Annotated in this window: 17 protein-coding genes; 9 read left to right on the forward strand and 8 right to left on the reverse strand. The window is 48.3% G+C overall.

The annotated features are described in order from the left end of the window. Positions 1 to 3 precede the first annotated feature (3 nt). The 9 genes from ACESTD_RS09140 (at position 4) to ACESTD_RS09180 (ending at position 15865) form a co-directional block, all read left to right on the forward strand. Complete coding sequence (locus ACESTD_RS09140; protein ID WP_117958555.1) at positions 4 to 924, forward strand: FecR family protein; 921 nt, start codon at positions 4 to 6, stop codon at positions 922 to 924. A gap of 256 nt (positions 925 to 1180) precedes the next feature. Next, entirely contained in the window at positions 1181 to 4471 is a 3291-nt protein-coding gene (locus ACESTD_RS09145) for a TonB-dependent receptor (RefSeq protein ID WP_226791310.1), read from the forward strand. Positions 4472 to 4487: 16 nt separating this feature from the next. Further along, positions 4488 to 6119, forward strand: coding sequence for a SusD/RagB family nutrient-binding outer membrane lipoprotein (locus ACESTD_RS09150; protein ID WP_117958554.1), 1632 nt, complete (start codon positions 4488 to 4490; stop codon positions 6117 to 6119). 33 nt (positions 6120 to 6152) lie between these two features. Beyond that, a complete protein-coding gene (locus ACESTD_RS09155; protein WP_373158813.1) occupies positions 6153 to 7262 on the forward strand; it encodes a glycoside hydrolase family 18 in 1110 nt (369 codons plus the stop codon). Between the two features lie 27 nt (positions 7263 to 7289). Next, positions 7290 to 8441 carry a DUF1735 and LamG domain-containing protein gene (locus ACESTD_RS09160; RefSeq protein ID WP_174646283.1) on the forward strand — a complete coding sequence of 384 codons (1152 nt, stop codon included), beginning with the start codon at positions 7290 to 7292 and terminating at the stop codon, positions 8439 to 8441. A gap of 214 nt (positions 8442 to 8655) precedes the next feature. After that, positions 8656 to 10941, forward strand: coding sequence for a GH92 family glycosyl hydrolase (locus ACESTD_RS09165; RefSeq protein WP_178285354.1), 2286 nt, complete (start codon positions 8656 to 8658; stop codon positions 10939 to 10941). Positions 10942 to 10957: 16 nt separating this feature from the next. Beyond that, positions 10958 to 12265 carry an MFS transporter gene (locus ACESTD_RS09170; RefSeq protein ID WP_117588977.1) on the forward strand — a complete coding sequence of 436 codons (1308 nt, stop codon included), beginning with the start codon at positions 10958 to 10960 and terminating at the stop codon, positions 12263 to 12265. A 108-nt stretch (positions 12266 to 12373) separates the two neighbouring features. Continuing rightward, on the forward strand, positions 12374 to 13348 hold the full coding sequence (locus ACESTD_RS09175; protein WP_178285355.1) for a glycoside hydrolase family 130 protein: 975 nt from the start codon (positions 12374 to 12376) through the stop codon (positions 13346 to 13348). 273 nt (positions 13349 to 13621) lie between these two features. Then, positions 13622 to 15865 (forward strand): GH92 family glycosyl hydrolase, encoded by a 2244-nt coding sequence (locus ACESTD_RS09180; RefSeq protein ID WP_005835493.1) that lies wholly within the window; start codon positions 13622 to 13624, stop codon positions 15863 to 15865. 78 nt (positions 15866 to 15943) lie between these two features. Here ACESTD_RS09180 and ACESTD_RS09185 read toward each other — a convergent pair whose 3' ends face one another. The 8 genes from ACESTD_RS09185 to ACESTD_RS09220 all read right to left on the reverse strand — a co-directional run bounded on the left by ACESTD_RS09185 (position 15944) and on the right by ACESTD_RS09220 (position 26466). After that, positions 15944 to 17470 carry an ATP-binding protein gene (locus ACESTD_RS09185; protein ID WP_005835495.1) on the reverse strand — a complete coding sequence of 509 codons (1527 nt, stop codon included), beginning with the start codon at positions 17468 to 17470 and terminating at the stop codon, positions 15944 to 15946. Between the two features lie 442 nt (positions 17471 to 17912). Continuing rightward, positions 17913 to 18797 carry a TraB/GumN family protein gene (locus ACESTD_RS09190; RefSeq protein WP_009037042.1) on the reverse strand — a complete coding sequence of 295 codons (885 nt, stop codon included), beginning with the start codon at positions 18795 to 18797 and terminating at the stop codon, positions 17913 to 17915. A 77-nt stretch (positions 18798 to 18874) separates the two neighbouring features. Continuing rightward, entirely contained in the window at positions 18875 to 19387 is a 513-nt protein-coding gene (locus ACESTD_RS09195) for a C40 family peptidase (RefSeq protein WP_005828855.1), read from the reverse strand. Next, positions 19384 to 20187 (reverse strand): ABC transporter ATP-binding protein, encoded by an 804-nt coding sequence (locus ACESTD_RS09200; protein ID WP_005828854.1) that lies wholly within the window; start codon positions 20185 to 20187, stop codon positions 19384 to 19386. The genes ACESTD_RS09195 and ACESTD_RS09200 overlap by 4 nt, the downstream gene beginning before the upstream one ends. Positions 20188 to 20212: 25 nt before the next feature. Then, on the reverse strand, positions 20213 to 21700 hold the full coding sequence (locus tag ACESTD_RS09205; protein WP_005835497.1) for a DUF5687 family protein: 1488 nt from the start codon (positions 21698 to 21700) through the stop codon (positions 20213 to 20215). An 83-nt stretch (positions 21701 to 21783) separates the two neighbouring features. Then, positions 21784 to 24612 carry a pitrilysin family protein gene (locus ACESTD_RS09210; protein WP_120139134.1) on the reverse strand — a complete coding sequence of 943 codons (2829 nt, stop codon included), beginning with the start codon at positions 24610 to 24612 and terminating at the stop codon, positions 21784 to 21786. 103 nt (positions 24613 to 24715) lie between these two features. Beyond that, positions 24716 to 25516, reverse strand: coding sequence for a 3-deoxy-8-phosphooctulonate synthase (gene kdsA, locus ACESTD_RS09215; RefSeq protein WP_009037040.1), 801 nt, complete (start codon positions 25514 to 25516; stop codon positions 24716 to 24718). A gap of 23 nt (positions 25517 to 25539) precedes the next feature. Then, entirely contained in the window at positions 25540 to 26466 is a 927-nt protein-coding gene (locus ACESTD_RS09220) for a diacylglycerol kinase family protein (RefSeq protein WP_005828845.1), read from the reverse strand. Positions 26467 to 26472 lie beyond the last annotated feature (6 nt).

The following is a 26472-nucleotide window of genomic DNA, read 5'->3' on the forward strand; positions in this document are numbered from 1 at the left end:
ATTATGGAAAAATTAGATTCGGATTTATTGTTTCGGAAAGCACAAGCATTGGGAGATGATATCCGGGAAATGGAATCAATTGATGTGGCCAAAGCTTTTGAACGGACACAGCAGTTGATAAGGAAAAAGCGGGGTAGGCAGATGTATGATAGCTTGATGCGCTATGCCGCATTCTTGACGTTACCTTTGCTGATGATTTCGCTGACGTTGGGCTACTTATATTTCAGTGGACCGGAAGCGGTAGACTGCTACGCCGAAGTCACGGCTGCCAAAGGTTCGGTCATCCGTTATGAGCTTCCTGACCATTCGGTGGCGTGGCTCAATGCGGGAAGTACCTTGCGTTATCCCATAGTTTTCAGGAAAGACAATCGGAGCGTGGAACTGAAAGGGGAAGCGTATTTTGAAGTGCAGGCCGACAAGAAACGTCCTTTTTATGTGAACACACCAGATGGATTGAGTGTATATGTATACGGAACGAAGTTCAACGTGGCTGCCTACGAGGATGAAGAACTTATTGGTACGGTGTTGGAGAAAGGTAAGGTAAATGTGATAACCCCCAATCAGGAGACAATGGAATTGTTACCCGGAGAGCAGTTGCTTTACAATCGGAACAGTCGGAAATGGATTAAAAATAAAGTGGATGTCTACGAGAAGGTGGCTTGGAAAGACGGAAAGCTGATTTTCAGGAATGCGACGTTGGAAGAGATATTCAAAAGGCTTTCAAGGCATTTCAATGTGGATATTGAGTTTGACAATAGGTTGGGAAAGGAATACAAGTACCGGGCGACTTTCCACAAAGAGACCTTGCAGCAGATTTTGGATTATCTGGCAAAGTCGGCAGCCTTGAAGTGGAGGGTGGAAGATGCTGCGCAGCAGGCAGACGATACCCTTACGAAGGCTAGGATTATAGTAAACTTATATTAGTAACCCTTAAAACCATAAAGAGCCTATGATATAGCATAAGAAGAGCAAAAACAAAAAAGGAAGAAAACTGTCCCCACAGCTTTCTTCCCTACTCATTAAAAAACTCACGGATTTTGGTTTAGCAGACAAGAAGCCGTGAATCAAACCTTAGTTCATTTAGTAATAAACTTTAGTTAACCGCAAATGTATGAAAAATAATCATTCATTTAGTGCAGTATGCCTTAAATATACCTTAAAATTAAAACTTCCTTTACCTATGAGGATAAGTCTAATACTACTTTTTGCTGTTGTATTACAGCTTCCTGCCAGTAACGGGTACGCCCAGCGGACGCGAGGCTCCTTTTCTATGTCGAGTGTTTCCATAGAAAATGTATTGAATAAGATAGAGGAGAACTCCGACTATGTGTTCCTCTATAATAACAAGACGATTCAGGCAGACCGCATTGTTTCGGTAAACAGCCGGTCGGGAAAGATAACAGAGATCCTGGATGACATGTTTCGTGGAACAAATGTCACTTATACATTGGTAGACAATCAGATAATCTTGTCCACGAAACAGATAAAGCAACAAGAACCCAAAATCAAGGTGGACGGCGTGGTCAAGGATGCTACCGGCGAACCGCTGATTGGCGTCAACGTGAAGGTGAAGAATACCATTGCCGGTACCATTACTGATTTGGACGGCAAGTTCAACTTGGCGGTAAACAAGGGGGACGTTCTCGAAATCTCTTATGTGGGATATACTACTAAGGAAATCAAGATAATAGACGATCGAATCCTGAATGTGCTGTTGGAAGAAGATTCGCAGAAGCTGAACGAGGTAGTGGTCACTGCCCTGGGTATCAAGCGTGCCGAGAAAGCGTTGAGCTACAACGTGCAGCAGGTGAAACAAGACGAGCTGGTCCGTGTGAAGGATGCTAACTTCGTGAACTCGCTGAGCGGAAAGATTGCCGGTGTAAGCATCAACAAGAGTGCTAGCGGCGTGGGAGGAGCTACCCGCGTGGTGATGCGTGGAGCCAAGTCCATCGAGGGCGACAACAATGCACTCTACGTGGTGGACGGTATCCCTTTGTTCAACACCAATATGGGGAATACGGACAGCGGTATCATGGGTGAGGGCAAGGCCGGAACGGAAGGTATTGCTGACTTCAACCCCGAAGACATCGAAAGCCTCTCCGTGTTGAGCGGCCCTTCGGCAGCCGCCTTGTACGGTAGCAGCGCCGCCAACGGGGTGATTCTGATTACTACCAAAAAGGGCAAGGAAGGAAAACTTTCCGTCCAGTTCTCTTCTTCCACGGAGTTTAGCAAAGCCTACATGACACCGGAGTTCCAGAGCACCTACGGCAATAAAAAGGACATGTACGAAAGCTGGGGAGAAAAGCTGGCTACCCCTTCTGCCTACGATCCGAAGGACGACTTCTTCAATACCGGAACCAACTTCATCAACTCGTTGACATTGACCACGGGCACCAAGCAGAACCAGACGTTCGCGTCCGTATCATCCACCAACTCGGCCGGTATTGTGCCCAATAACTCTTACGACCGTCTGAACTTCACTATCCGCAACACTGCCACCTTCTTCAAGGATAAACTGCAACTCGACCTGGGCGCGTCGTATGTGAAGCAGAAAGACCGCAACATGGTGTCGCAAGGACAGTACTGGAATCCGGTGATGGCTGCCTACCTCTTCCCGCGGGGAGAAAACTTTGAAGACATCAAGACTTTTGAGCGTTATGATGACAGCCGTAAGTTTCCCGTACAATACTGGCCGGTGTCCGAACCTACCTACGCTTCGCAGAACCCTTACTGGACTGCCTACCGCAATGTGGCTACCAACGAGAAGAGCCGCTACATGTTCAACGTGGGGCTGACCTACAAGATTACCGACTGGCTGAACGCCGCCGCACGCTTCCGCATGGACGATACGCATGTGCTCTTCGAACGCAAGATTTACGCCACTTCCGACCAGAAGTTTGCCGAGGGAAAGAAAGGACATTATGGCTACAGCAACTATAACGACCGCCAAGAATACGCCGACTTCATGCTGAATGTCAACAAGCATATCCGGGACTTCAGCATTGCTGCTAACTTGGGCTGGAGCTATTCTAACTATTGGCTATTGGAGAGAGGATATAAAGGAACATTGAGCCTGGTGCCCAATAAATTCGTGGCAGTCAACATCGACCCGGCCAATGGACGTGTCTCCGAAAAGGGCGGTGATAGCCGCGTGCGCAACCATGCCGTCTTTGCCAATGTGGAATTAGGCTGGAAGAGTATGCTTTACTTGACGCTGACCGGACGTAACGACTGGAACTCCCGTCTGGTGAACACCGACGAAGAGTCCTTCTTCTATCCTTCCGTAGGTTTGTCGGCCATCATTTCCGAAATGGTAGATTTGCCCCGGTTCATTTCTTACTTGAAGGTACGTGGTTCCTTTACCGAAGTGGGCGCTCCAATTTCCCGTTCCGGTCTGACTCCCGGTACGGTGACAACTCCCATTGACGGCGGTACGGTGAAGCCTACCTATATCTATCCGTTTACCGACTTCAAGGCAGAGCGTACCCGTTCGTATGAATTCGGTTTAAGTTTGCGTTTGTGGAACAAGTTGAGTGCAGAAGTCACTTACTACCATTCCAATACCAAGAACCAGACTTTCTTGGGTAACTTGCCTGAATTTACCGGTTACAAGCAGATTTACTTGCAGGCCGGTAATGTGGAGAACCGCGGATGGGAAGCCTCTTTGGGTTACAATGACAAGCTGAAGAACGGACTGGCATTCTCCTCCACATTGACATTTTCGCGTAACGTCAACAGAATTAAAGAAATGGTGGATGGTTACCATACTGATTTGTTGGACGATCCCATCCAGATTTCTGAAGTTGTGAAAGATGGCGGACGTATCATTTTGAGGAAAGGTGGCAGCATTCACGACATTTACGCCAATACCTTCTTGAAGAAAGATCATCAGGGTTATGTAGAGATAAAGAGTGACGGTACGTTTGAACTGGATAATAGCGGTAAGCCCGTCTATTTGGGCAAGACTTCCCCCGACTTCAATATGGGATGGAACAACTCCTTGTCGTACAAAGGACTCGGACTCAGCTTCCTGCTCAACGGACGTTTCGGAGGTGTGGTTACCTCCTCTACCGAAGCATTGCTCGACCGTTTCGGCGTGTCGAAGCGTTCGGCCGAGGCACGTGACAATGGCGGTGCATTATTGCCGGGACAGGGCAGGGTAGATGCAAAGACCTACTACCAGATGATTGGTACAGGAGGTTACGAGACCTCCGGCTACTATGTCTACAGCGCTACCAACATCCGTTTGCAGGAGTTGACACTCAGCTACACCATGCCCAACCGCTGGTTTGGCAACGTACTGAAGGACGTGACGGTTTCCTTCATTGCCAACAATCCCTGGATGTTGTACTGCGAGGCTCCGTTCGACCCCGAACTGACTCCCTCTACCGCCACCTACGGACAAGGCAACGATTACTTTATGCAGCCAAGTGTGCGTAGCTTTGGCTTTGGTATTAAATTCAAATTATAACAGACCGACTTTTAATATGAAAAAGATAAATCAATATAAGCTTTTAGCGGGAATATATGCCCTAGCATTGTTGGCATCCTGCGATTACGAGGAAATCAATACCAATTGGGCTGAAATGAACGAGAAGGAAGAAGCCATGGACGGTGTTGCCGTCGGAGGATTGGTGACAACGATGGAGCAGACCGTCTTCCCGGTAGGGACACAAGCCGACGATACGGACATCATCAACATGTACCAGACCGACTATCATCTGTCTGCCGACTGCTGGAGTGGATTCTTCTCACAAAACAACTCTTGGAACGGTGGTAACAACAATACCAGTTATTATTTGATTGACGGATGGATTAAGGGTACTTATGCACGTTCTTATACCAATGCACTCGACCCGTGGAAAAAATTGAAAGCCGCTTCTGAAAAGAACGACACTCCCGAAGTCTTTGCCTTGGCACAAGTATTGAAGATTTCGGCTTGGCACAAGGCGTTGGAGAGTTTCGGGCCGATGCCTTATTCACATGCAGCCGATGCTACGATGAACATTCCTTTCGACTTGGAGAAGGACATATATGCTGCCATGTTCAAAGACTTGGCCGATGCTGTGGAGGTTTTGACCAAGAAAGCGGATGCCGGGGTGACCATTATGGGAGATTATGATGCGGTTTATGCGGGTGACTCTAGGAAATGGGTGAAGTATGCCAATTCGCTGATGCTTCGTCTGGCGATGCGCGTACGTTTTGCCGATGCCGAACTGGCAAAGCGGTATGCGGCTTTGGCCGTGAAACACTCCATCGGAGTGATGACCTCCAAAGACGAAGAGGCGCAGATGAGTTCGGGTGCGGGCATCACTTTCCGCAACAACATCGAGTGGTTGGCCGAGCAGTACAATGAATCGCGCATGGGGTCGTCCATGTTCTCTTACCTGATGGGTTACGAAGACCCACGTCTGAGCGCTTACTTCAAACCGGTGGATGACAAATGTACTTTGGGACAGTTGGCATTCGATGGCAAGAAATATCAAGCCATTCCTGCCGGGCATCTTTACGGGCAGAACGATGTCTATACGACATTCTCAAAGCCGAATATCAAAGGTGACACTCCGACCTATTGGATGCGTGCTTCCGAAGTCTATTTCTTACGTGCTGAAGCTGCTTTGGTGTGGGGAGGTGAATTCGGTAATGCCGACGAGCTCTACAAGCAAGGTATTGGGATGTCGTTCCAGGAAAACGGGGTGACAGCTTCGGTCGATGATTACATGAACTCCGGCAATGTACCAATCAAGCATGAGTTCGGTGGTTCTTACTCTTGCAGTTTTTCCGCCCCTCGTGCCGTTACAGTCAAGTTTGAAGGCAGCCGGGAAGAAAAATTGGAGAAGATTATTATCCAGAAGTGGCTTGCGCTCTTTCCCAACGGTCAAGAGGCTTGGACGGAGTGGAGAAGAACTGGCTATCCCGACTTGAATCCGGTGATGGCAAACAGAGGTTCGTTCCAAGGAGCCACCATTGAAAAAGGAGTGCGCCGAATGATTTATCCGACCAGTTTCCATCAGACAACGGAGGACGAGGCCAACTATCAGGCCATCCTGAAGTTGCTCAATAATGGGAAGGGTGGTGAAGACAAATCTTCTACCCGTCTGTGGTGGGATTGCAAGTGATAAACAATGTCTTACGTTAGAAATAAGAAAAATATGAAAAAATTGAAGAAACTATTATATATTGTTCCGTTGCTTGGTTTGATGGCTACTGCCTGCACGGATATTGAGAGCATTGAGATAGATCATATCGGTGGTAACAATACCAAAGATGACGTGGAGAGCGAAGCGTACTATGCCGACTTGCGCGCGTATAAAGAAACCGCCAAGAATTATGGCCGCCCCGTTGCGTTCGGCTGGTTTTCCAACTGGGCGCCGACGGGAGCCATGCGGAGGGGGTATCTCACTTCTGTGCCCGATAGTATGGATATCATATCTATGTGGAGCGGTGCCCCAGGACGTTATGAAATCACTGAGGCGCAGAAGAAAGACAAGGAGTTTGTGCAAAAAGTGAAAGGCATCAGGTTATTGGAAGTCTGCCTGCTTTCACACTTGGGCAAAGGGCGCACCCCTACTTCGGTATACGATGAAGTGGAAAAAAAAGCCATAGAAGAGGGTTGGAGCGAAGCTAAGCTGACAGAAGAAAGAAAGTTTGCTCGCTGGGACTTCTGGGGGTTTACTTCGCATGACTTGAACAACAAGGAAGAGCTGGAACGGGCTCTTTCCAAATTTGCCAAAGCCATCTGTGACTCGTTGGTGACCGGCGAGTGGGACGGATATGATATCGACTGGGAACCGGGTAACGGTTTCAATGATTCCGACGGTACTATCGGCAGCCATAACATCGGTTTCGTGGTGAAAGAGTTGGGCAAATACATCGGTCCTAAGAGCGACCCGGAGAACAAAGGGCATAAACTGCTATGCATCGACGGGCATATCAATGATTTCTTGCCTGAGATAGAAGATTATGTGGATTACTGGATAGCTCAGGCGTATGGGCAAGCTTCTCCTTATTTGCATTCGCCTGCCAATATCAATGAGAAACTCATTGTCACGGAGAACTTCGAATCGTTTGCTTCCAATGGAGGGCAATTGTTGAAACAGGCCGCCTGGATGCCGGAAGAAGGGTATAAAGGCGGTGTGGGAGCTTATCGCTTTGATAATGACTATGACAATGCACCCGATTATAAATGGATGCGTCAAGCCATACAGATTAATCAGCGTGTGTTCAACGAATGGAAAGAAAGCAAAGGAAAAAATAAGTAGTGAATCAAATTTTAGAATATGAAAGATATGAATAAATATTTGTTGAAATATATGGTGTTTTGCTTCATAGCCATGCTGTCGGTCAGTTGCAATGATAGCGAAAGTGATTTGCTGGAACCTAAGGTCTATTTTGAAGAAAGGGAGTACCGGATAGAGGTGGAAGAGGGCGAAGCGATGACCCATGAGTTGCGGGCACGTGTGTCATCCTTGTGTGCTTCGCAGGTAGAGGTGTCTTATGAAGTGGCCGATACTTCTGTAATTGAGGCTTATAACAAAAAGTATGGAACGGAATATGAGATGTTCGATGCTACTGCCGTAGATTTGGGAAATGCTGTTGCCACTGTTCCTTCCGGAGAGGTGTATGCCGGATCGGTATCGGTGAAATTTTCTAAGTTGGATAAGGTGGAAGAAGGTAAGTCTTATCTGCTTCCGGTGCGTGTACGGTCTGCTTCTCTACCGGTTTCCCAAGGGGGAGATGTGGTTTATTTTATCCTCCACAAGCCCGTGCGGATTATGAAGGTGGCTCGTGTGTATAACAATTATGTGAGGATACCTTTGCTTCCCGGTACCCAATTCACATCCGTTACTTACGAAGCATTGATTTATATTGATTTCTTTGGAAACAATAATACTGTTATGGGATGCGAGGGAACTCTGATTTTCCGTATCGGTGATGCACCTTTGCTGGAGAAAGACCATTTGCAGATTGCAGGCAAATCGGAATACAGCGTTTCTCAGGCTTTGGGAACCGGGAAATGGTATCACGTGGCGTTCACTTACAATCAGTCTACCGGCAAGACTGCCATCTTCATCAATGGAGAAAAAGCTTCCGAAGCGGTTTGGGATATTCCGAGCTTCGATTTCGGTAAGGGCGACTTCTTTATCGGTAAGGTGGCCGGATTCATGTGGGGCGAACGTCCGTTCTATGGTCGCATGAGCGAAGTCAGACTTTGGAATGTGTCGCGCACGGAGAGTCAAATCAAGGAAAACATGATTACGGTTGACCCGAAATCGGAAGGCCTTGCTGCTTATTATAAGTTGAACGGAACCGACCAGTTCCAAGACGGAGAGACGTGGAAAGTGAAAGATGCTTCCGGTCATGGAATGGACGGATTGGTGAATGGAGGCGATAAAGCCCTCGGCATCGTGGAATTGGATGAACCGATAACTATTAAATAGCAGGATTCCGGTTTGGATATGAATGCAAGTTCTTGCAACTACCAATTACAAGAACTTGCATTCTTTCTTTTACCGACATGTCTTTATTCTTTATCCTTCTATTCTGCTAATTAAAATTAAAAAATAATCTGCAGTATTAGTGTTTTTGCCGAGTGAATTGTTTTATTAACCAATAAAAGGCAAAAGAATGTGTCTCAATAAACTTAAATTTAGGATGAAAAACATGAAATCTATTGCATGGCAAGCCGGATGTCTCTTGTGGTTGGGCATGGCGGTATGCAACTGTACTCCGGCTTCTTCAGGGGAAGACTATGCATCTTACGTAAATCCGTTTATCGGTACGGGTGGGCACGGACATACCTATCCGGGCGCAGTGGTACCCAACGGGATGATTCAGCCGAGCCCCGACACGCGCATCTTTCAGTGGGATGCTTGTTCCGGTTATTACTATGCCGATTCCACCATTAACGGATTCTCGCACACGCACCTCAGTGGAACGGGTTGCGGTGATTATGGCGATGTGCTGCTGATGCCCACCGTGGGCCGTCAGGACTATCATGCGATGGGGAAGAAGAGCCAGCAAATGGCATACGCCTCGCCTTTCTCGCACGGGCGGGAGAAGGCAGAACCGGGATATTATTCCGTATTCCTCGACCGTTATGGCGTACAAGCCGAGTTGACCTCTACCAAGCGCGCCGCCATTCATCGCTACACGTTTCCCAAGTCTGGGAAAGCAGGATTTATCCTTGACCTTGACTACAGCCTCCAGCGTCAGAAGAATGAAGAGATGAAGCTGGAAGTCATCAGTGATACAGAAATCCGCGGACATAAGAAAACCGTTTACTGGGCTTTCGATCAATACATAAACTTCTATGCCAAGTTCTCCAAACCGTTTACTTATACAATGGTGACCGATTCCATGGCATTGGACGAAGGGGAACCGCTGCTGCCCACCGCCAAGGTGCTATTGCAATTCCAGACGGAGAAGGATGAGCAGGTGATGGTGAAGGTGGGTGTTTCAGCTGTGGATATGGACGGTGCCCGCCGGAATGTGGAAGCGGAGATACCCGGATGGGATTTTGACGGAGTGCGTCGGGCAGCCCGCCAATCATGGAATGAATACCTTGCCAAGATAGATATCGAGACGGAGGATGAAGACCAGCGTACCATGTTCTATACGGCGCTTTATCATACGGGTATGCAGCCCAATCTGTTTACCGATGCCGACGGGCGTTATTTTGGCATGGATTTGAAAGTGCATCAGGGTAGCGTGGAAGAGCCCGTCTATACCATTTTCTCTTTGTGGGACACGTTCCGTGCCTACCACCCGTTGATGACGATTATCAATCCGGATTTGAACCAAGCCTTCATCCGCTCGCTCATCCAGAAGGAGCGCGAAGGCGGTGTATTTCCCATGTGGGAATTGGCGGGCAACTATACGGGCACGATGATAGGCTATCATGCTGCCTCCCTTGTGGCAGATGCCTATATGAAGGGCTATCGCGACTTTGATGTACAGAAGGCATACCGTGCTTGCCTGCGTGTGGCGGAGTATGACACTACTGGTATTATCACCCATCCTTTGGTATTGCCTCATTTGATGCCGCAGGCCAAATATTGGAAGAACAAGGTCGGTTACGTGCCTTGCGACAAGGATAATGAAGCAGTAGCTAAGGCCTTGGAGTATGCCTACGATGACTGGTGCATCTCTGTGCTGGCCGGTGAGTTGGGCGACACGCTGAACCAACGGAAGTATGCTGATTTCAGCAAGGGCTATCAGAACTATTTCGATCCAGTTACCCGTTTTATGCGTGGACTGGATAGCAAAGGCAATTGGCGTACGCCGTTCAATCCCCGCTCTTCCAACCATCGCAGTGATGACTATTGTGAGGGGACTGCCTGGCAATGGACCTGGTTTGTTCCTCACGATGTGGAGGGACTGGTGGAACTGATGGGAGGCCGTGAAGCTTTTATCGGTAAGTTGGACTCGCTGTTCGTGGCCGATTCTTCACTGGAAGGTGAACTAGTGTCTGCCGACATTTCCGGCCTGATAGGGCAGTATGCCCATGGTAATGAGCCGAGTCACCATATCATTCACTTCTACAACTATGTGGGCCAACCCTGGCGCACGCAGGAGTTGGTGGACGAGGTACTGCAGACGCTTTATTTCAACAATCCGAACGGGCTTTCGGGTAATGAAGACTGTGGGCAGATGTCGGCATGGTATGTACTGAATGCCATGGGCTTCTACCAAGTTTGCCCAGGCCGTCCGCTCTATTCCATCGGTCGCCCGTTGTTCGACAAGGCGACAGTGAACCTTAAGGATGGAAAGAAATTCACGGTGGTGGCCACGGACAACAGTTGTACGAACAAGTATGTTCAGAAGATGTTGTTGAACGGCGAGGAATTGGTACGCCCGTTCTTTACGCATCAGGACATAACGGACGGTGGCACTTTGGAGTTGATAATGGGCGACAAGCCGGTAAAGACAAACAATTGATAACGTGCGATTAGTTATGAATCACAATAATTACCGTAACCCGGTTTCCTGGGTGCCTTCCGTTTATTTTGCCATGGGGCTGCCTTTCATTGCAGTCAACCTGGTCTCTACGTTCATGTTCAAGGATTTGGGCATATCCGACACGCAGATTGCCTTCTGGACTTCTATCATCATGATGCCCTGGACGTTGAAGTTCCTTTGGAGTCCGTTCCTGGAGATGTACCGCACAAAGAAGTTCTTTGTGGTTATCACCCAGTTGTTGAGCGGATTGCTGTTCGGACTGGTGGCTTTTTCGTTGAAGTTCGATTACTTTTTTGCCATTAGTATTTCGACAATGGCAGTCATCGCTTTCAGCGGAGCCACGCACGATATAGCCTGCGATGGCGTGTATATGGCGGAACTGTCACCTGCCGACCAAGCCAAGTACATCGGTGTGCAGGGGGCTTTCTACAACATCGCCAAATTGGTGGCGAACGGGGGACTGGTGGCGATGGCGGGTATGCTGGCCCAGAGTTTCGGGGCGATGGAAGGCCGTTCTATGCAGGAGAACATGTCTGCTTATAAGGAAGCGTGGATGATTATCTTTATCGTCATTGCCGTGTTGCTGTTGCTGTTGGGGGGGTATCATTCACGGATGTTGCCGTGCACGCAGAAGCGGCAGGACGCCAAGCGTTCGGGCGCGGAGGTGATGCGGGAACTGTGGGCGGTGATAAGGAATTTCTTCACAAAGCGCCACATCTTCTATTACATTTGCTTCATTATCCTCTACCGCTTTGCTGAAGGGCTTGTGATGAAGATTGCACCGCTCTTCTTGCGCTCCTCGCGTGAGGTGGGGGGATTGGGGCTTTCGCTTACTGAAATCGGTACGTTGAACGGTGTCTTCGGTTCAGCGGCTTTTGTGCTGGGATCCTTGTTGGCAGGCATCTACGTGTCGAAGCGCGGGCTGAAGAAGACGCTGTTTTCGCTCTGCATCGTGTTCAACTTTCCGTTCGTGGCCTACACGCTACTCGCCATTTATCAACCGGAGAACCTTTATCTGATAGGTGCGGGCATCGTGGCGGAGTATTTCGGTTACGGCTTCGGCTTCGTGGGGCTGACGTTGTTCATGATGCAGCAGATTGCTCCCGGCAAGCATCAGATGTCACACTACGCCTTTGCTTCCGGCATCATGAATTTGGGAGTGATGCTTCCGGGGATGATGAGTGGTTTCTTTAGTGATTTGTTGGGGTACGAGAAGTTCTTCACTTACGTGCTGTTGGCCGCCGTACCGTCGTTGCTGATAACATACTTCATTCCCTTTACGCATGACGATGAGGTGAAGTAAGCTTTGCAGCATGAATGAGACTTGTTGCATAAAAAACTATTGAATAAAAGAATATAATCTGTGCCCATCTGTGTAATCTGTGGTGCAAAGATAAAAATCCAAAATATTATGAACAATAAATTTACTTCAATCCCTTGGGAAGAGCGTCCGGCAGATTGTGCGGACGTGATGTGGCGTTATTCGCAGAATCCCGTTATCGGACGTTACCATATTCCGACGTCCAACAGTATCTTCAATAGTGCAGTGGTGCCTTTTGGCGACGGATTTGCCGGTGTGTTCCGTTGTGACAACCGGGCGGTGCAGATGAATATCTTTGCCGGTTTCAGCAAGGACGGCATCCACTGGGAAATAGAGCATGAGCCAATCAAGTTCAAGGCCGGGAATACGGACATGATAGAGTCCGAATATAAATACGATCCGCGCGTGACATGGATTGAGGACCGCTACTGGATTACGTGGTGCAACGGCTACTACGGTCCCACCATCGGCATCGGCTATACTTTCGATTTCAAGGAGTTCTTCCAGTGCGAGAATGCTTTCTTGCCTTTCAACCGCAACGGTGTGTTGTTGCCTCAGAAGTTCGATGGCAAATATGCGCTCTTGAGCCGTCCCAGCGATAGCGGACATACTCCTTTTGGCGACATCTACATTAGCTTCAGCCCTGACATGAAATTCTGGGGCGAACACCGCCATGTGATGGCTCCTACGCCTTTCCCCGAAAGTGCCTGGCAGTGTACCAAGATAGGGGCAGGTTCGGTACCGTTCCTCACGGACGAGGGTTGGCTGATGTTCTATCATGGCGTGATAACCACTTGTAACGGTTTCCGTTACTCCATGGGAGCAGCTATTCTGGATAAGGACAATCCTGCCAAGTTGCTCTACCGCACCCGTGAGTATCTGCTTGCGCCTGCTGCTCCTTATGAGTTGCAAGGTGATGTTCCCAACGTGGTGTTCCCTTGCGCAGCGTTGCAAGATGGAGAACGTGTAGCTGTATACTACGGTGCAGCCGATACGGTAGTGGGGCTTGCCTTTGGGTATATCCGCGAGATTCTGGAGTTCACGAAGCGCACAAGTATTTTGTAAGTACCAAGCAGTTGGCAGGCGCTCGGTATTGCTGAAAAGCGCCTGCCGTAACTGCCTTATACTTAGTGTAATATCACTGCAAAGATACTGCATGCTTTTTGCAGTGCTACTGCAAAGCCGTTGCAGCGCCACTGCAAAGCTGATGCAGCGCTACTGCAAAGTAGTTTGCAGTGTCACTGCAGACCGTTTGCAATAACTTTGCAGAGTGCATGCAATGACACCGGCATGGGTAGCGTGCTCACTAACTAATAAAGAACAAATCCTTACTATATTATGAAACGACTGATTACTTTCTGTATCATCTCCTTTGGAATGCTCACGGCATCTATGGCTGCGGAGAAGCATCCTGCGGACTATGTGAATCCTTTTGTCGGTACCACTAACTTCGGTACCACGAATCCGGGAGCCGTCTGTCCCAATGGAATGATGTCCGTAGTGCCCTTCAACGTGATGGGTTCGGAGGACAACAAATACGATAAAGATGCCCGCTGGTGGTCTACTCCCTATGAGTATCACAATTGTTTCTTCACCGGATACTCGCATGTCAATTTGAGCGGTGTGGGCTGTCCGGAATTGGGTTCTCTGCTGCTGATGCCCACTACGGGAGAGCTGTCCGTAGATTATAAGGAATATGGAAGCCGCTATAAGGACGAGCAGGCATCCCCCGGATATTACAGCAACTTCTTGACCCGCTACAATGTGAAGACGGAAGTGACGGCAACTCCTCGCACGGGTGTGGCGCGTTTCACCTTTCCTGCCGGGCAGAGCCATGTGCTGCTGAACCTGGGCGAAGGCCTGACCAATGAATCGGGAGCTTTTCTGCGCCAGACGGGTAAATGCGAGTTTGAAGGTATGAAGCTGCTGGGTACTTTCTGCTACAACCCACAAGCCGTTTTTCCCATCTACTTTGTGATGCGTGTCAACAAGCAGCCCGCCGCTTCGGGCTACTGGAAGAAGCAGCGCCCCATGACCGGTGTAGAGGCCGAATGGGACCCCGATAACGGACGCTACAAACTTTACACCCGCTACCAGAAGGAACTGGCGGGAGATGATATCGGCGCCTATCTTACATTCGATACCGAAGAAGGCGAGCAGGTGGAAGTACAGATGGGAGTCTCTTTTGTGAGCATGGAGAATGCCCGCCTCAATCTGGATACCGAGCAGCAGGGAAAGAACTTCGGTCAAGTGCTGGAAGAAGCCCGTCGCCGCTGGAACGATGACCTCTCGCGCATCCTTGTGGAAGGAGGTACGGAAGAGCAGAAAACCGTTTTTTATACGGCACTCTATCATACGCTGATACATCCCAATATCCTGCAAGATGTGAACGGGGAATATCCCGCTATGGAGAGTGATAAGATTTTGACTACCCAAGGCGACCGTTATACCGTCTTTTCTTTGTGGGACACTTACCGCAATGTGCACCAGCTTCTTACGCTGGTATATCCCGAACGGCAATTGCAGATGGTGCGCTCCATGCTCGACATGTACCGCGAACACGGCTGGCTTCCCAAATGGGAACTCTACGGACGTGAGACGCTGACCATGGAAGGTGACCCTTCCATTCCCGTCATCGTCGACACCTGGCTGAAAGGTCTGCGCGACTTTGATATAGAACTGGCCTACGAGGCCATGTGCAAGGGAGCCACCCTGCCGGGAGCGGAGAATCTGCTCCGTCCGGACAATGACGACTACGTGTCATTGGGATATGTGCCCCTGCGGGAGCAGTATGACAATTCCGTTTCGCATGCCCTGGAATACTATATTGCCGACAATGCCTTGTCGCGCATAGCCGCTGCGCTTGGCAAGAAGGAGGATGCCCGTCTGTTCCACGAACGTTCGCTGGGCTACAAGCATTATTACTGTAAGGAGTACGGTACTTTCCGTCCTATCCTGCCTAACGGTGAATTCTATGCTCCTTTCGACCCGAGGCAGGGAGAGAACTTTGAGCCGAACCCTGGATTTCACGAAGGTTGTGCCTGGAACTATACTTTCTATGTTCCCCACGATGTGAAAGGGCTTGCCCGGCTCATGGGTGGAAAGAAGCCGTTCGTAGACAAGCTTCAGCGTGTGTTCGACGAAGGACTGTACGACCCTGCCAACGAACCGGACATTGCATACGCCCATCTTTTTTCTTATTTCAAGGGTGAGGAGTGGCGCACGCAGAAAGAGCTGCACCGCCTTTTGCAGAAGTATTTCAAGAATGCCCCCGACGGAATTCCCGGCAATGATGATACCGGAACGATGTCCGCTTGGGCTATCTTCAATATGATGGGCTTTTATCCGGATTGTCCCGGAGAACCGGCTTATACGCTGTCTACTCCGGTATTTGATAAGGTGACCATAAAGCTCGACCCTAAGTATTGGGGACGCGACCAACTGGTGATAGAGACGGAACGCCCGTCGGCAGAGTCGCTTTATATCCGTGAAATGGAACTGGGAGGAAAAAAACTGTCCCGATATCGTATCACTCATGAAGAACTGGTGCAGAGTGGAAAACTGCGATTTAGGCTTCGATAGGTATTGTGAGTCAGGATAGCATCGGTGATGGTTTAGGTTGCCCGTCGTTGACAGAGTTCATGTCAGTGGCGGGCTTTTCTATGCAGGTTGGCTTCCGGTAGGTTGATAGGGTATTTCGAACCAGAATTCGGAACCTTTCCCCGGAATAGAGCTGACGCCCACTTTTCCGTTCATTTTCTCGGCAATCATGGTGCAGATGGAGAGTCCGAGACCCGTGCCTTGTTTAAAACTGTTTAGCTTGACAAAGCGTTCGAATACATCCTTTTGCTTTTCAGGAGGAATGCCGCAACCGGTATCACGGACAAAGAAGCGAATCCTGTCTTCTTGCGGCAGGTGATAACCAATGTCGATGAAACCTTCTTCCGTATGCTTGAGGGCGTTTGACAGATAATTGTTCAGTACTTGTCTTACCCGTTTGGGGACTGTGTGAATAATACAGTAATCCGCACCGGGCAGGAGACGTATACTGACTTCGGACGGAAGTTTCAGTTTTGCCATCGTCTGCATTTCATCAAGCGTCTTGTTTACATCCATATCTCCTTCTGTGAATTCGAGAATGCCAGCTTCGATGCGTGACAGGTCGAGAATATCGTTAATCAGTTGCAGCAGCAGCTGGGTGTTTTCTTCGATGATATGTATGTATTCCTTTGTATCTTCGTCTTGTATTGCATCGGAAAGTATGGAGGAGAAGCCGACAATGGCGTTTAGCGGAGTGCGTATCTCGTGGCTCATATTGGCAAGAAAAGCCGATTTCAGGCGGTTGGCTTCTTCTGCTTTCTCTTTGGCTGCCAGCAGTTCGGTGATGTCCAGTGCAGAACTGACAATCCACCTCTCTTTCCCTTTGTTGTAGGACACCAGCGTTTTGTGAAACGACAGAATATACTCTCTGCCTTTGGGATTGACAAAGTGTTTGATGTAGGACTGGGGAGTTTCCGACTCTTCAACTTCTTTGTCTGTCTCTTGGATGAAATTATCTTGCATTAGGGGTTTGAACTCCTCTTCATAGTGTCCCACAATATCCTCAGCGGGGACTTCCATCATCTCTGCCGCTTTTTTGTTCCATATCAGGTAGCGTCCTTCATCGTTTTTGTCTTTTACTGTCGTGGCGATGGGAAGGTTCTCCAGAATACTTTCAAGGAAGAAACGGTATTTTTCGTTTTCCCGGCGTTGGACTTCATCTTCCGTAATGTCGCGTATGAAGGCCATGACATTATTTCTGTTGAGGTAGACCATGCGCACTGCGATATATAGTTTCTCACCACTTTCTATTCTTATCTTTAGGGTCAGGCTGTCCGAAGTGCGGGTATTCAGTACGCGTAACAGCGACGTCATGTATTTCCGGCATTCATCGGCGTCTGTCACCAAATCTTTGATGTTGAGAGTTCCCAGGTTTTGGAACGGAAGTCTGTTCGCCTTTTCGGTAGGTGTATTGAGCAGTTTTACGACAAAACCTTGTCTGTTCAGCAGATATACCGGAATGTCTATTGCCCGGATAATCTGCCTGTTCAGACTTTTGTATTTATAATTTATCCAGTATAGAAAGCTTGCAGATGTAGCGGCAATCAACAGAAATAACTGTATTTCTCCAAATAATGTAAGATGCATACGCGGTATCTTTCATTTCGTCTGTCCCCGTTGACGAAGGTTATTATATAAAAAGCGCGAGGACTGTTATTGCCTATCTGCATTCGAGGCTCTGGAAAATGCCCACGTCATAAATAGACAACAGTCCCCACGCCTAAGTATATAATAACATAGACGTGAAGAAACTGTTGCTATCATCCCATGACGTTTATTGAATTTTCCAGATTCCGAATAGGCAGGGATAATAACTTTCGCTTCTTGCGTTCTTATCGAATCAAGTCAAAAATGGCCGTTATCACTATAACTGCCAAGACTTTGGTGCAAAAGTAGTATATTTTTTTTGGATGTACGATATGATGAGGAGAATAAAGTGTATATGCAAACAAAGCGTGATGGTATTTGACCGTCACGCTTTGTATAGTCTGCCATTAAAAGTTGTTGTTAGAGAGAATTGTTAGAGGATTTATTTCATGGCTTCTATGGTATATCCTTGTTGTTTCAGAAGGTTCAACACTCCATTGTCTCCGGGCAGGTGTCCGGCACCGACTACGAAAAGGGTGGGGGCTTCCGTCATGATGGCAGGCATCTTTTCAACCCATGCCTTGTTGCGGTTATCCAGCATGGCTTCCATCTCACCGGGCAGCGGGTCGCATGAATTGCCGTCGCGCTCTTCCATCAGTTGCAACATGGCGTCCAGGTCTTGCTTTTCATAAGCGGTAATCAGGCGTTTGCTTTGGTCGATACCTTTCTCAATGTCGCTGATGGCGCAGTAGAGGAGGCTTGCCTGGCGTTGCAGCGTCTGGCTGTTGAACAGAATGTCTATTTGTGACTGGGCTGTTTCCAGACCGCCAATTTTCTTGCCTTGCTGTGCGGCCTGCTGCTGGAAGTAAGTGTCAAGCTGTTCTTGCGGGTTGAAGCCCGGAGTGTGTTTCATGTAGAGCAGGACGACAAGCTGCTGGTTGATGGCAGCCGGTTTCAGTTGTGCCAGCATGGCAATGTCCACCATCATGTTTTCCTTGATGGCTTTGCCTACTTCTTCGTATTGTTCGGGAGTAAAGAGGCTTTGCAGCGTGGTGTCTTTGGGCATCATCATCTGCTGTTGCATGCTTTGCATGAAGGCGGGAGTCGCCATTTCGCTCATCACAACTTCCCCGTAGACTTGGGCGGTTTCGCTCATGGCCTGCGGCATGGCGGCAATGCTGTCCTTTATACTGAGTGGAGAGAGGTGATAAGTACCGAAAATATAGGATGGTTTCTCTAATCCTTTACCGGATACTTTCCATAAAAGTTGTGCATTGGCGCTCAGCGCAATGCTGATGAATAAGAGGATGCCTAAAAGTTTCTTCATTGTTTTCTTCTTTTAATAGTTTCTGGACTATCAGTCGGGACAGAGTAAAGAAAATCACAAGAAGGGAAAAATTAGTATTATTTTATTCTTCCTCCGCAGAGCCAGTGTTGGGTGTAATATTTTTCCCGGAGGTTGCTGACTATGACTCCCTGGCTGGTGCTGGCATGTATAAACTTGCCGTCCTTGAGGTAGATGCCTACGTGTGCCACTTTTTTGCGGGAAGCACGGCTGGTGAAGAACACCAAATCTCCCTCACGCAAGTTGCGGCGGGAGATTTTACTGCTCTCTTTCAGTTGCCCGTCTGTGCTTCTCGACAGACGGGTGTGGTAAACTTTCTTATACAGTTGCGATACCAGTCCGGAGCAGTCCGTTCCACGTTTGCTGTCGCCACCTGCGCGATAGGGGGTGCCTATCCATTCGGAGGCATGGATGTACAGCTTGTGGTTGTCCTGCAGTTCAATATCCACTCCCAAACGGACGGATGCTTGCGCCAGGGCTTTGTAGTCCAGGCGTGGCGCGGAAGTATGGCAGGAACTTAAGCCTATCAATATGATGGTAAGAGCTACTATATAAGAAAGATATTTTTTCATGCTTCCGAATTTTTTTCTTCTACCGTTTTATCTTCTTTTTCCGTTATTTCTTCTACGGCTGCTTCTACTACCGTTTCTTCTACCACGGCTTCTTCCTCCACACCGACGTTGAAGTAAGCTTCCAATTCCTGCTCGGCAGAGTTGTTCTCATTTCGTATATCGCGGATAATAACACCGTTTTCTAACAATGCAATACGTGGACAAACGTCTACTGTGTGATTCAGGTTATGGCTGGAAATGATGACGGTGGCTCCGTGCTCTTCATTGTATCTTTTCAGCAAGTGTTTGATTACAGACTGTGAACTGGGGTCAAGGAAGTTGAACGGTTCATCCAGAATCAACAGTTGCGGGTGATGTAGCATAGCGGAGATGATGCCGATTTTCTGCTTGTTTCCGGCAGAATAGTTGCGTATGAATTTTTTCTGCCCCATCACTTCGCCGTTCATGAAGCGTTCGAAGGGAAGCAGGCGTTCGTCTACCTCCTCTTTCTTCAGACCGTACATCTTACCGATGAAGTAGAAGTATTCTTCGGGGGTGAGGTAGTCTATCAGGAAACCGTCGTCTATAAAGGCTCCCGTGAAGTTCTTCCAGTCCTCGCTTTTGCTGACGTCAATGTCATTGATGGTTACATTGCCCCGGTCTGCCTGCAGTAAGTCAAGAATAAGCCGGAAGAGGGTGGTCTTGCCTGCACCGTTGTTGCCTACCAGTCCCAGCATATCGCCTTGCCCGATGGTGTAGTTCTCTATATCTACGGCTTTTTTTGTGCCGAAATTCTTTTGTAAATTGTTGATGCGTATCATGTTAGTGATTGATGTTTAATGATTTCTATTTCTGTCTACTGTCCCTGAAGCCTTCCATATTCTTGTAGCGGCGTTTCATGAGTCGGTGATATACATTCATCAGCCAGAATTTGGAAGTGGCGATGAATGCCACGCCGATGCCGATAAGTATCCAGGGGGTGACCTCTTTGCCAAAGATGGCATTCAGTGCAAAAAGCAGCAGTAAAGGTATGCCGAAAGCACCTCCTGAAATCAGATTCTGCAGACCGGTGCCTATATTCTGCCGGCTGGTCATCTTTGAATTCAGGTCGGTAGTCTTGTTGTTGTAGACTGCCAGTTGGAACAGACAGCAGTATACGGCTCCCGGAATGAATATCAGCCATGCAATGCAACCGAGTACGGATACCTTCCCGGTAACCATACCGGGAATCATCAGAATCGTAGGAATGAGCAATGCAATGCTGTACAGTATGTATTTGGCACGCAGCAGCGAGTAGATAGATTCCTTGCGGCTCATCAGTCCGTCAATGTAATTGCCTTCGTAACCCATCAGTGTGCTGAGGAACATGATGCCGAAGATAATGTAATTATAAAGGACGAAGAAATCTCTCAGACCTCCGTCATACACATCGGAAAAGCTAATGATACTACTGAACATTATCACTACACCGGTGATGGAATAGAGCGAACGCTTACAAATCTTGTTGCGTAGCAATAACTTGAGTTCCAGTCTCATGTATTCGCCTATTTCGCCGTAGCGGTCGAGGAATTTGTATTCGGATACATGTTTTATCCGTGTATCTTCCACTTTGTTCAGTTCATTGTAGATGAGTTTCTGCATCAGGGTGCGGTTGATGAACCACATGAGGGCGATGGCAGCCAGTACACCGATGAATGACAGTATATTACCGGTGATGAACCCTTCTCCCAGATTGACAAAACAGTCGAAAAGCGGACTGTTGTCCGGAATGAATAGTGCGGCGGCAATGCCACCATATACTACTACCGGTAATGCCAGCCACCAGATGCGCTCACCCATCAGTGTGCGGCACAACAAGAACCAGTAGTTATTGAATACCATCAGCAGCCAGATGCCAATGCAATAGGTCAGCACACCACTGATTCCATAGAATTTGGTGACGGTGATGATGGAAAACGGAACAAACAGAAACAGCCAGAACAGATTGAAGCCATCCAGTCCGGAACGGATCAGCAGGAAGTCTATAAGACGATTCCGTTTGATGGGAAGCAGCAGGTAGGGCTTCACTTCCTGGGTGGGTGTTTTTTGGAAAGGCAGGCGTATCAGGAAATCCAGCACAAGGACAAATATCAATCCGGAGTTCATTACGTGATAGGCTTCTGTGGCACCACCGTCAAAGGCGAATGCAAAGGTCGTACCGAAGAATATCAGGTAACCGGCCCAGAAGACGAACATGAAGTACATCCAGAATTTTCCAAATTTACTTTTTTCGTACATCGGATTTCGTTTTTCCGCCAGTTTTCCGTGCTTGCGCAAATCTAAGAAAAGACTCATAGTATTTGTATATATAGAGTTTGTATAAAAAAAGCTGCGCTGCCTTTCATCGAACAACGCAGCCTTCTGTGTGTATGGCTCTCTTATTCTTTGTCAGGAGTTTCAGGACTGATCATTGATACCTCAATCTCATTCTTCTGCTTGAACAAGTCGTCGGTGAACTTTTGGATGTCCTTCACGGTGATGCTGTTGACAATCTGTTCGTAATCCTTTATCGGATTCATACCGGTGAACAGGTATTCGTCAATGCTTCCCAGCCAGTAGCTGTTTTCCTTCAAGTCTTCGGCGTGTTTTTTCAGCATGAACTCCTTCACTTTATTCAGGTCTCCTTCCGACGGACCTGCTTTGGCGATGTTGTCGAGTTCTGTAAAGATAATCTGCATCAACTTTTCTCTTTTTGCCGGAGCGGTTTCGAATATAATTTGCAGAAGGGCCTTTTCTTTCGGATATTTGCTTAACTGGCCGCCTACATATACACCGTAAGTGCCACCTTCGTCTTCACGTACCTTGGCTGTATAAACCAAGTCAAGAATCTGGCTGGTCATATCCAGCAGGATGTTATTTTTCAGGTCGTACTTGCAGTCACCGTTCAGCAGGACAAAATTCGACGCTTTAGCAGTTTCCTGCTTCCTTACGAACTCATTCTTATAAACTCCCTGGCGCATGTCGACTTTATTGTCCTTGAATGTTTCCTTGCGGTTGATGGCAGGCAGTGAACCCAGGTACTCGGCGATGAGTGGTTTCATTTCCTCCACATTCACATTTCCTACAAAGATAAAGGTAAAATCGCTGGCATCTTTGTAGCGGTCTTGATACATGGACAGAATCTTGTCATAATCCATCTTGTCAATCATGTCCGCCTTTATTCTGGCTCTTCTGGGATGGTGCATGTAAATACCGGCCGAGACAGAGTCACTGAACGCCACCTGGGGATTCATTTCCATATTCTGCAAAGCAGCTTTGTTGCGGTTCTTGTAGGATGCGAAGGCATCGTCGTCACGGCGTGGAGCGGTGAACGTCAAGTAAGTGAGCTGCATCATTGTTTCGAAGTCTTTCGGTGAACAGCTGCCATTGACGGTTTCTGTCTTGTCACCGATACCATAGCTGACGGAAGCTTTCTTGCCGGCCAGAACTTTTTCCAGGTCTACGGCACTGAAATTACCCAGACCACCGACACTCACTGCATCCAGTCCGTTGATGTTGATGATTTCCGAGTCGGGGAACAGGGAACTACCGCCTAGGCTGACTCCCTTCATGCGGATTTCGTCTGCCTTGAAATCTGTCTTCTTGATAATGACCTTGACTCCGTTGGAGAGTGTCAGCGTTGTAGTGCCGAATGTATCATCTGTCTGCTCGGATACAATCTTTCCGCCTTTCGGGGCTTCGGCCATCAAAGGTTCATCCGACACCTTGTCTACGTAGGCAGTCAGTTTTTCAGCTTTAATATCTTTCAGAATCTTCTTGATTGCATCTTCTGTCGGCATTTTCAATCCTTCCTTATCCGGACCGAGAATTGCGACTACCTGGTTACTGTCTGTCACGAGGGCTTGCATCATCTGGTTCAGTGCGGCAACCGGAATGGCGGGAGCTATCTGATTGATGATGGCGTATTCGTTTTCGATGCCCGGAATCGGTTCGTTATCGAGGAAATGACGGACATATTCATCCACGTACTCTTCATTCTTGCGTTTGTCACGCTCGTTATAAGCAGATTCCAGTTGGCGCAGATATTCGGCACGGGCACGGTTGTATTCCGTTTCCGTAAAGCCGAATTGGCGGGCGCGTTCTGTTTCGCGCAGGAGAGTGGCTATTCCATTTTCTATGGCATCTTCCTTGCAGACAACGACACCGGTGAAGGCATCTTTGGTTTTGGCAACAAAGAAATCATCGTCATAAGTGGCGGCATATATATAAGGAGGATTGGCGGTCTGTACCAATTCGTTCAGACGCGCATTCAGCATATTGTTGATGAGCGTGGTTGCATAATTCTGTACCAGATAGCCCATGTCGCCTTTCTGCTCGTCAGGAGTGGCTTCGTGCTTGTTGAAGATGAGGGCTTGTACATTGGACTGTTCCTTGTCCTGATAAACCAATACAATAGGCTCCTTGTTGTCGTTTACCGGATAGTACTCGCGTTTGGCAGCATTGGGCTGGGCGGGAATATCAGAAAACATTTTCTTGATTTGGGCTTCGATGGCGTCCACATCTATATCGCCAACTACCACAATACCCTGAAGGTCCGGACGGTACCACTTTTCATAGTAGTCTCTCAAAGTTTGCGGTTTGAAGTTCATAACGACCTCCATCGTTCCGATAGGGAAACAAGTGGCATACTTCGTTCCTTCGAACATGACTGGAAGCATCTTCTCCTGGAAGCGTTGTATGGCGCTCATACGGGTGCGCCATTCTTCGTTGATGACTCCGCGTTCCTTGTCTATTTCCTTCGGGTCCAGGGTCAAATCGTTACTCCAGTCGTGCAGAATCAGCAGGCAGGAGTCGATGGCTCCCGGAGTAGTGACCGGCACATTGGAAATGTTGTATACGGTTTCGTCTACGGAAGTATAGGCGTTCAAGTTCTCACCGAATTTCACCCCGATACGCTCCAGGTATTGCTTCAGTGCATCACCGGGGAAGTGGGTCGTTCCATTGAAACACATGTGTTCCAGGAAGTGGGCAAGGCCGCGCTGGTCGGCTTCTTCCTGAATGGAGCCTACCTTTTGGGCAATGTAAAAGTCGGCCCGGTTTGCAGGCTGGCTGTTCTTGCGGATATAATAGGTCAATCCGTTGTCCAACTTTCCGATACGGACATTTTTGTCGACCGGGATAGGCGGCATTTGCTGTGCAAATACCTGCTGAAAATTGCAGCAAAGAATTAACGCTACAATCCATAAACCACGTAATAGATGTTTCATATTATTATGAATTTAAATTGTTCTTGAACTATCTGTCGGACAGCCCTTGGATAAATCACAACTTCTGTTGTTTTTTTCGGATTCCATTCCGGATAAATGGAATTTATCTGACTGCTTCCCGGATGCGGACCAATTTGGTCAGCAGGTCTTCCAGCAGGTCGAGTTTCAGCATGTTGGCGCCGTCACTCTTGGCTACGGCGGGATTTTCGTGGGTTTCGATGAACAGTCCGTCTACACCTACGGCAACACCGGCTTTGGCTACGGTCTCGATAAGTTGCGGCATACCTCCCGTGACGCCACTGGTCTGGTTGGGCTGTTGCAGGGAGTGGGTTACATCCAGGATGACGGGGAAACCGAAGGTCTGCATTTCGGGGATGCCGCGATAGTCGATGACTAAATCCTGATAACCGAAAGTAGTTCCGCGTTCTGTCAGCATGACGTTCCTATTGCCTGCTTCCACTACTTTATCAGCCGCAAAGCGCATGGCAAGCGGAGAGAGGAACTGCCCTTTCTTGATGTTGATGGTTTTTCCGGTTTTGGCGGCGGCTACAAGCAGGTCTGTCTGCCGGCAGAGGAAGGCGGGAATTTGCAGAATATCCACATATTCGGCAGCCATGGTGGCTTCTTCGGCGGCATGAATGTCGGTCACGGTAGGTACTCCGAAAGTGTCGTGTACCTTTTGCAGTATCTTCAGCGCCTTTTCGTCACCGATACCCATAAAGGAATCCAGACGCGAACGGTTGGCTTTACGGTACGACCCTTTGAATACGTATGGGATTTGCAGTTTTTCTGTGATGGTCACGATACGTTCGGCAATGCGCATTGCCATTTCTTCTCCTTCGATGACACATGGACCTGCCAGTAGGAAGAAGTTTCCGGCAGGATTATTCTTTAATTCAATCATAGGTTGTTACTGATTAAGTATTTTCAATTGGGTATAATCAATGTTATTGCTTCATGCAGTACGCTGATGTCCAGTGGAAAATGACGGTCGAGAATACGTCCGTCCAAATCGACAGAGGCATTTTGCGCACGCAGCACTTTTACTTTTTGCGTACGGTAGGGCATCACTACCTTATGGTTCAGAATCCGCCCTTGGATAAGCATCCACAATCCCGACCATAGTTGCAGCAATTCGGGACGGTAAATGACGGAAACATCCAGCCAGCCGTTATAGGGCACTGCACTAGGCGCTTGTCCGTATCCCCACGCACTGCCTATGCAGACAGTCATGATGCGTCCGCGTATATGCTCGCCGTTTATCTTGAGATGCATGCGGTACAGCTTCCGTTCGAAGATAATGGATAGCAGTGCCATGAAGTAAGAGAGGAACTTCACTCCCCAGAAACGCTTGCACTGGTCGGTGATTTTCACGATACGGGCTCCCAGGCCTATGTTGATGGCATTGAGAAAGTAGCGTGTCAGATGCTTTTCACCGTCGTAATAATAGCAGGTACCCACGTCTATTTTCCGGCGGCGGTTGTTGATAATGCAATCCACCGCTTTCTTGTAATCCGAACTCATTTCCCAATAGTCGGCAAAGTCATTTCCTATACCATTGGGGATGATGCCGATGGCTATATTCTCCTTGTCCGGTGCATTGGAAAGCATGATGCCGTTAATGACGTCATTCAGTGCGCCGTCACCGCCTACTACAACAATGGTGCGGTAGCCGTTGTTGGCGAGGATGCCTGCCAGACGCTCTACCGAACCGAACCCTTCGGACTGCACATAGTCGTAAGGCACACCTTTGCTGTCCATGTATTCTTTGATTTCTTTCCACCGTTTCTGCACTTTCCGTGTTCCGGCTTTGGGGTTGTATATCACTCCCAACTTTTCGGGTTCTGCACTCATGATTCT

This window comes from Bacteroides sp. AR20 (genome assembly GCF_964250605.1).
GTDB lineage: Bacteria > Bacteroidota > Bacteroidia > Bacteroidales > Bacteroidaceae > Bacteroides > Bacteroides uniformis.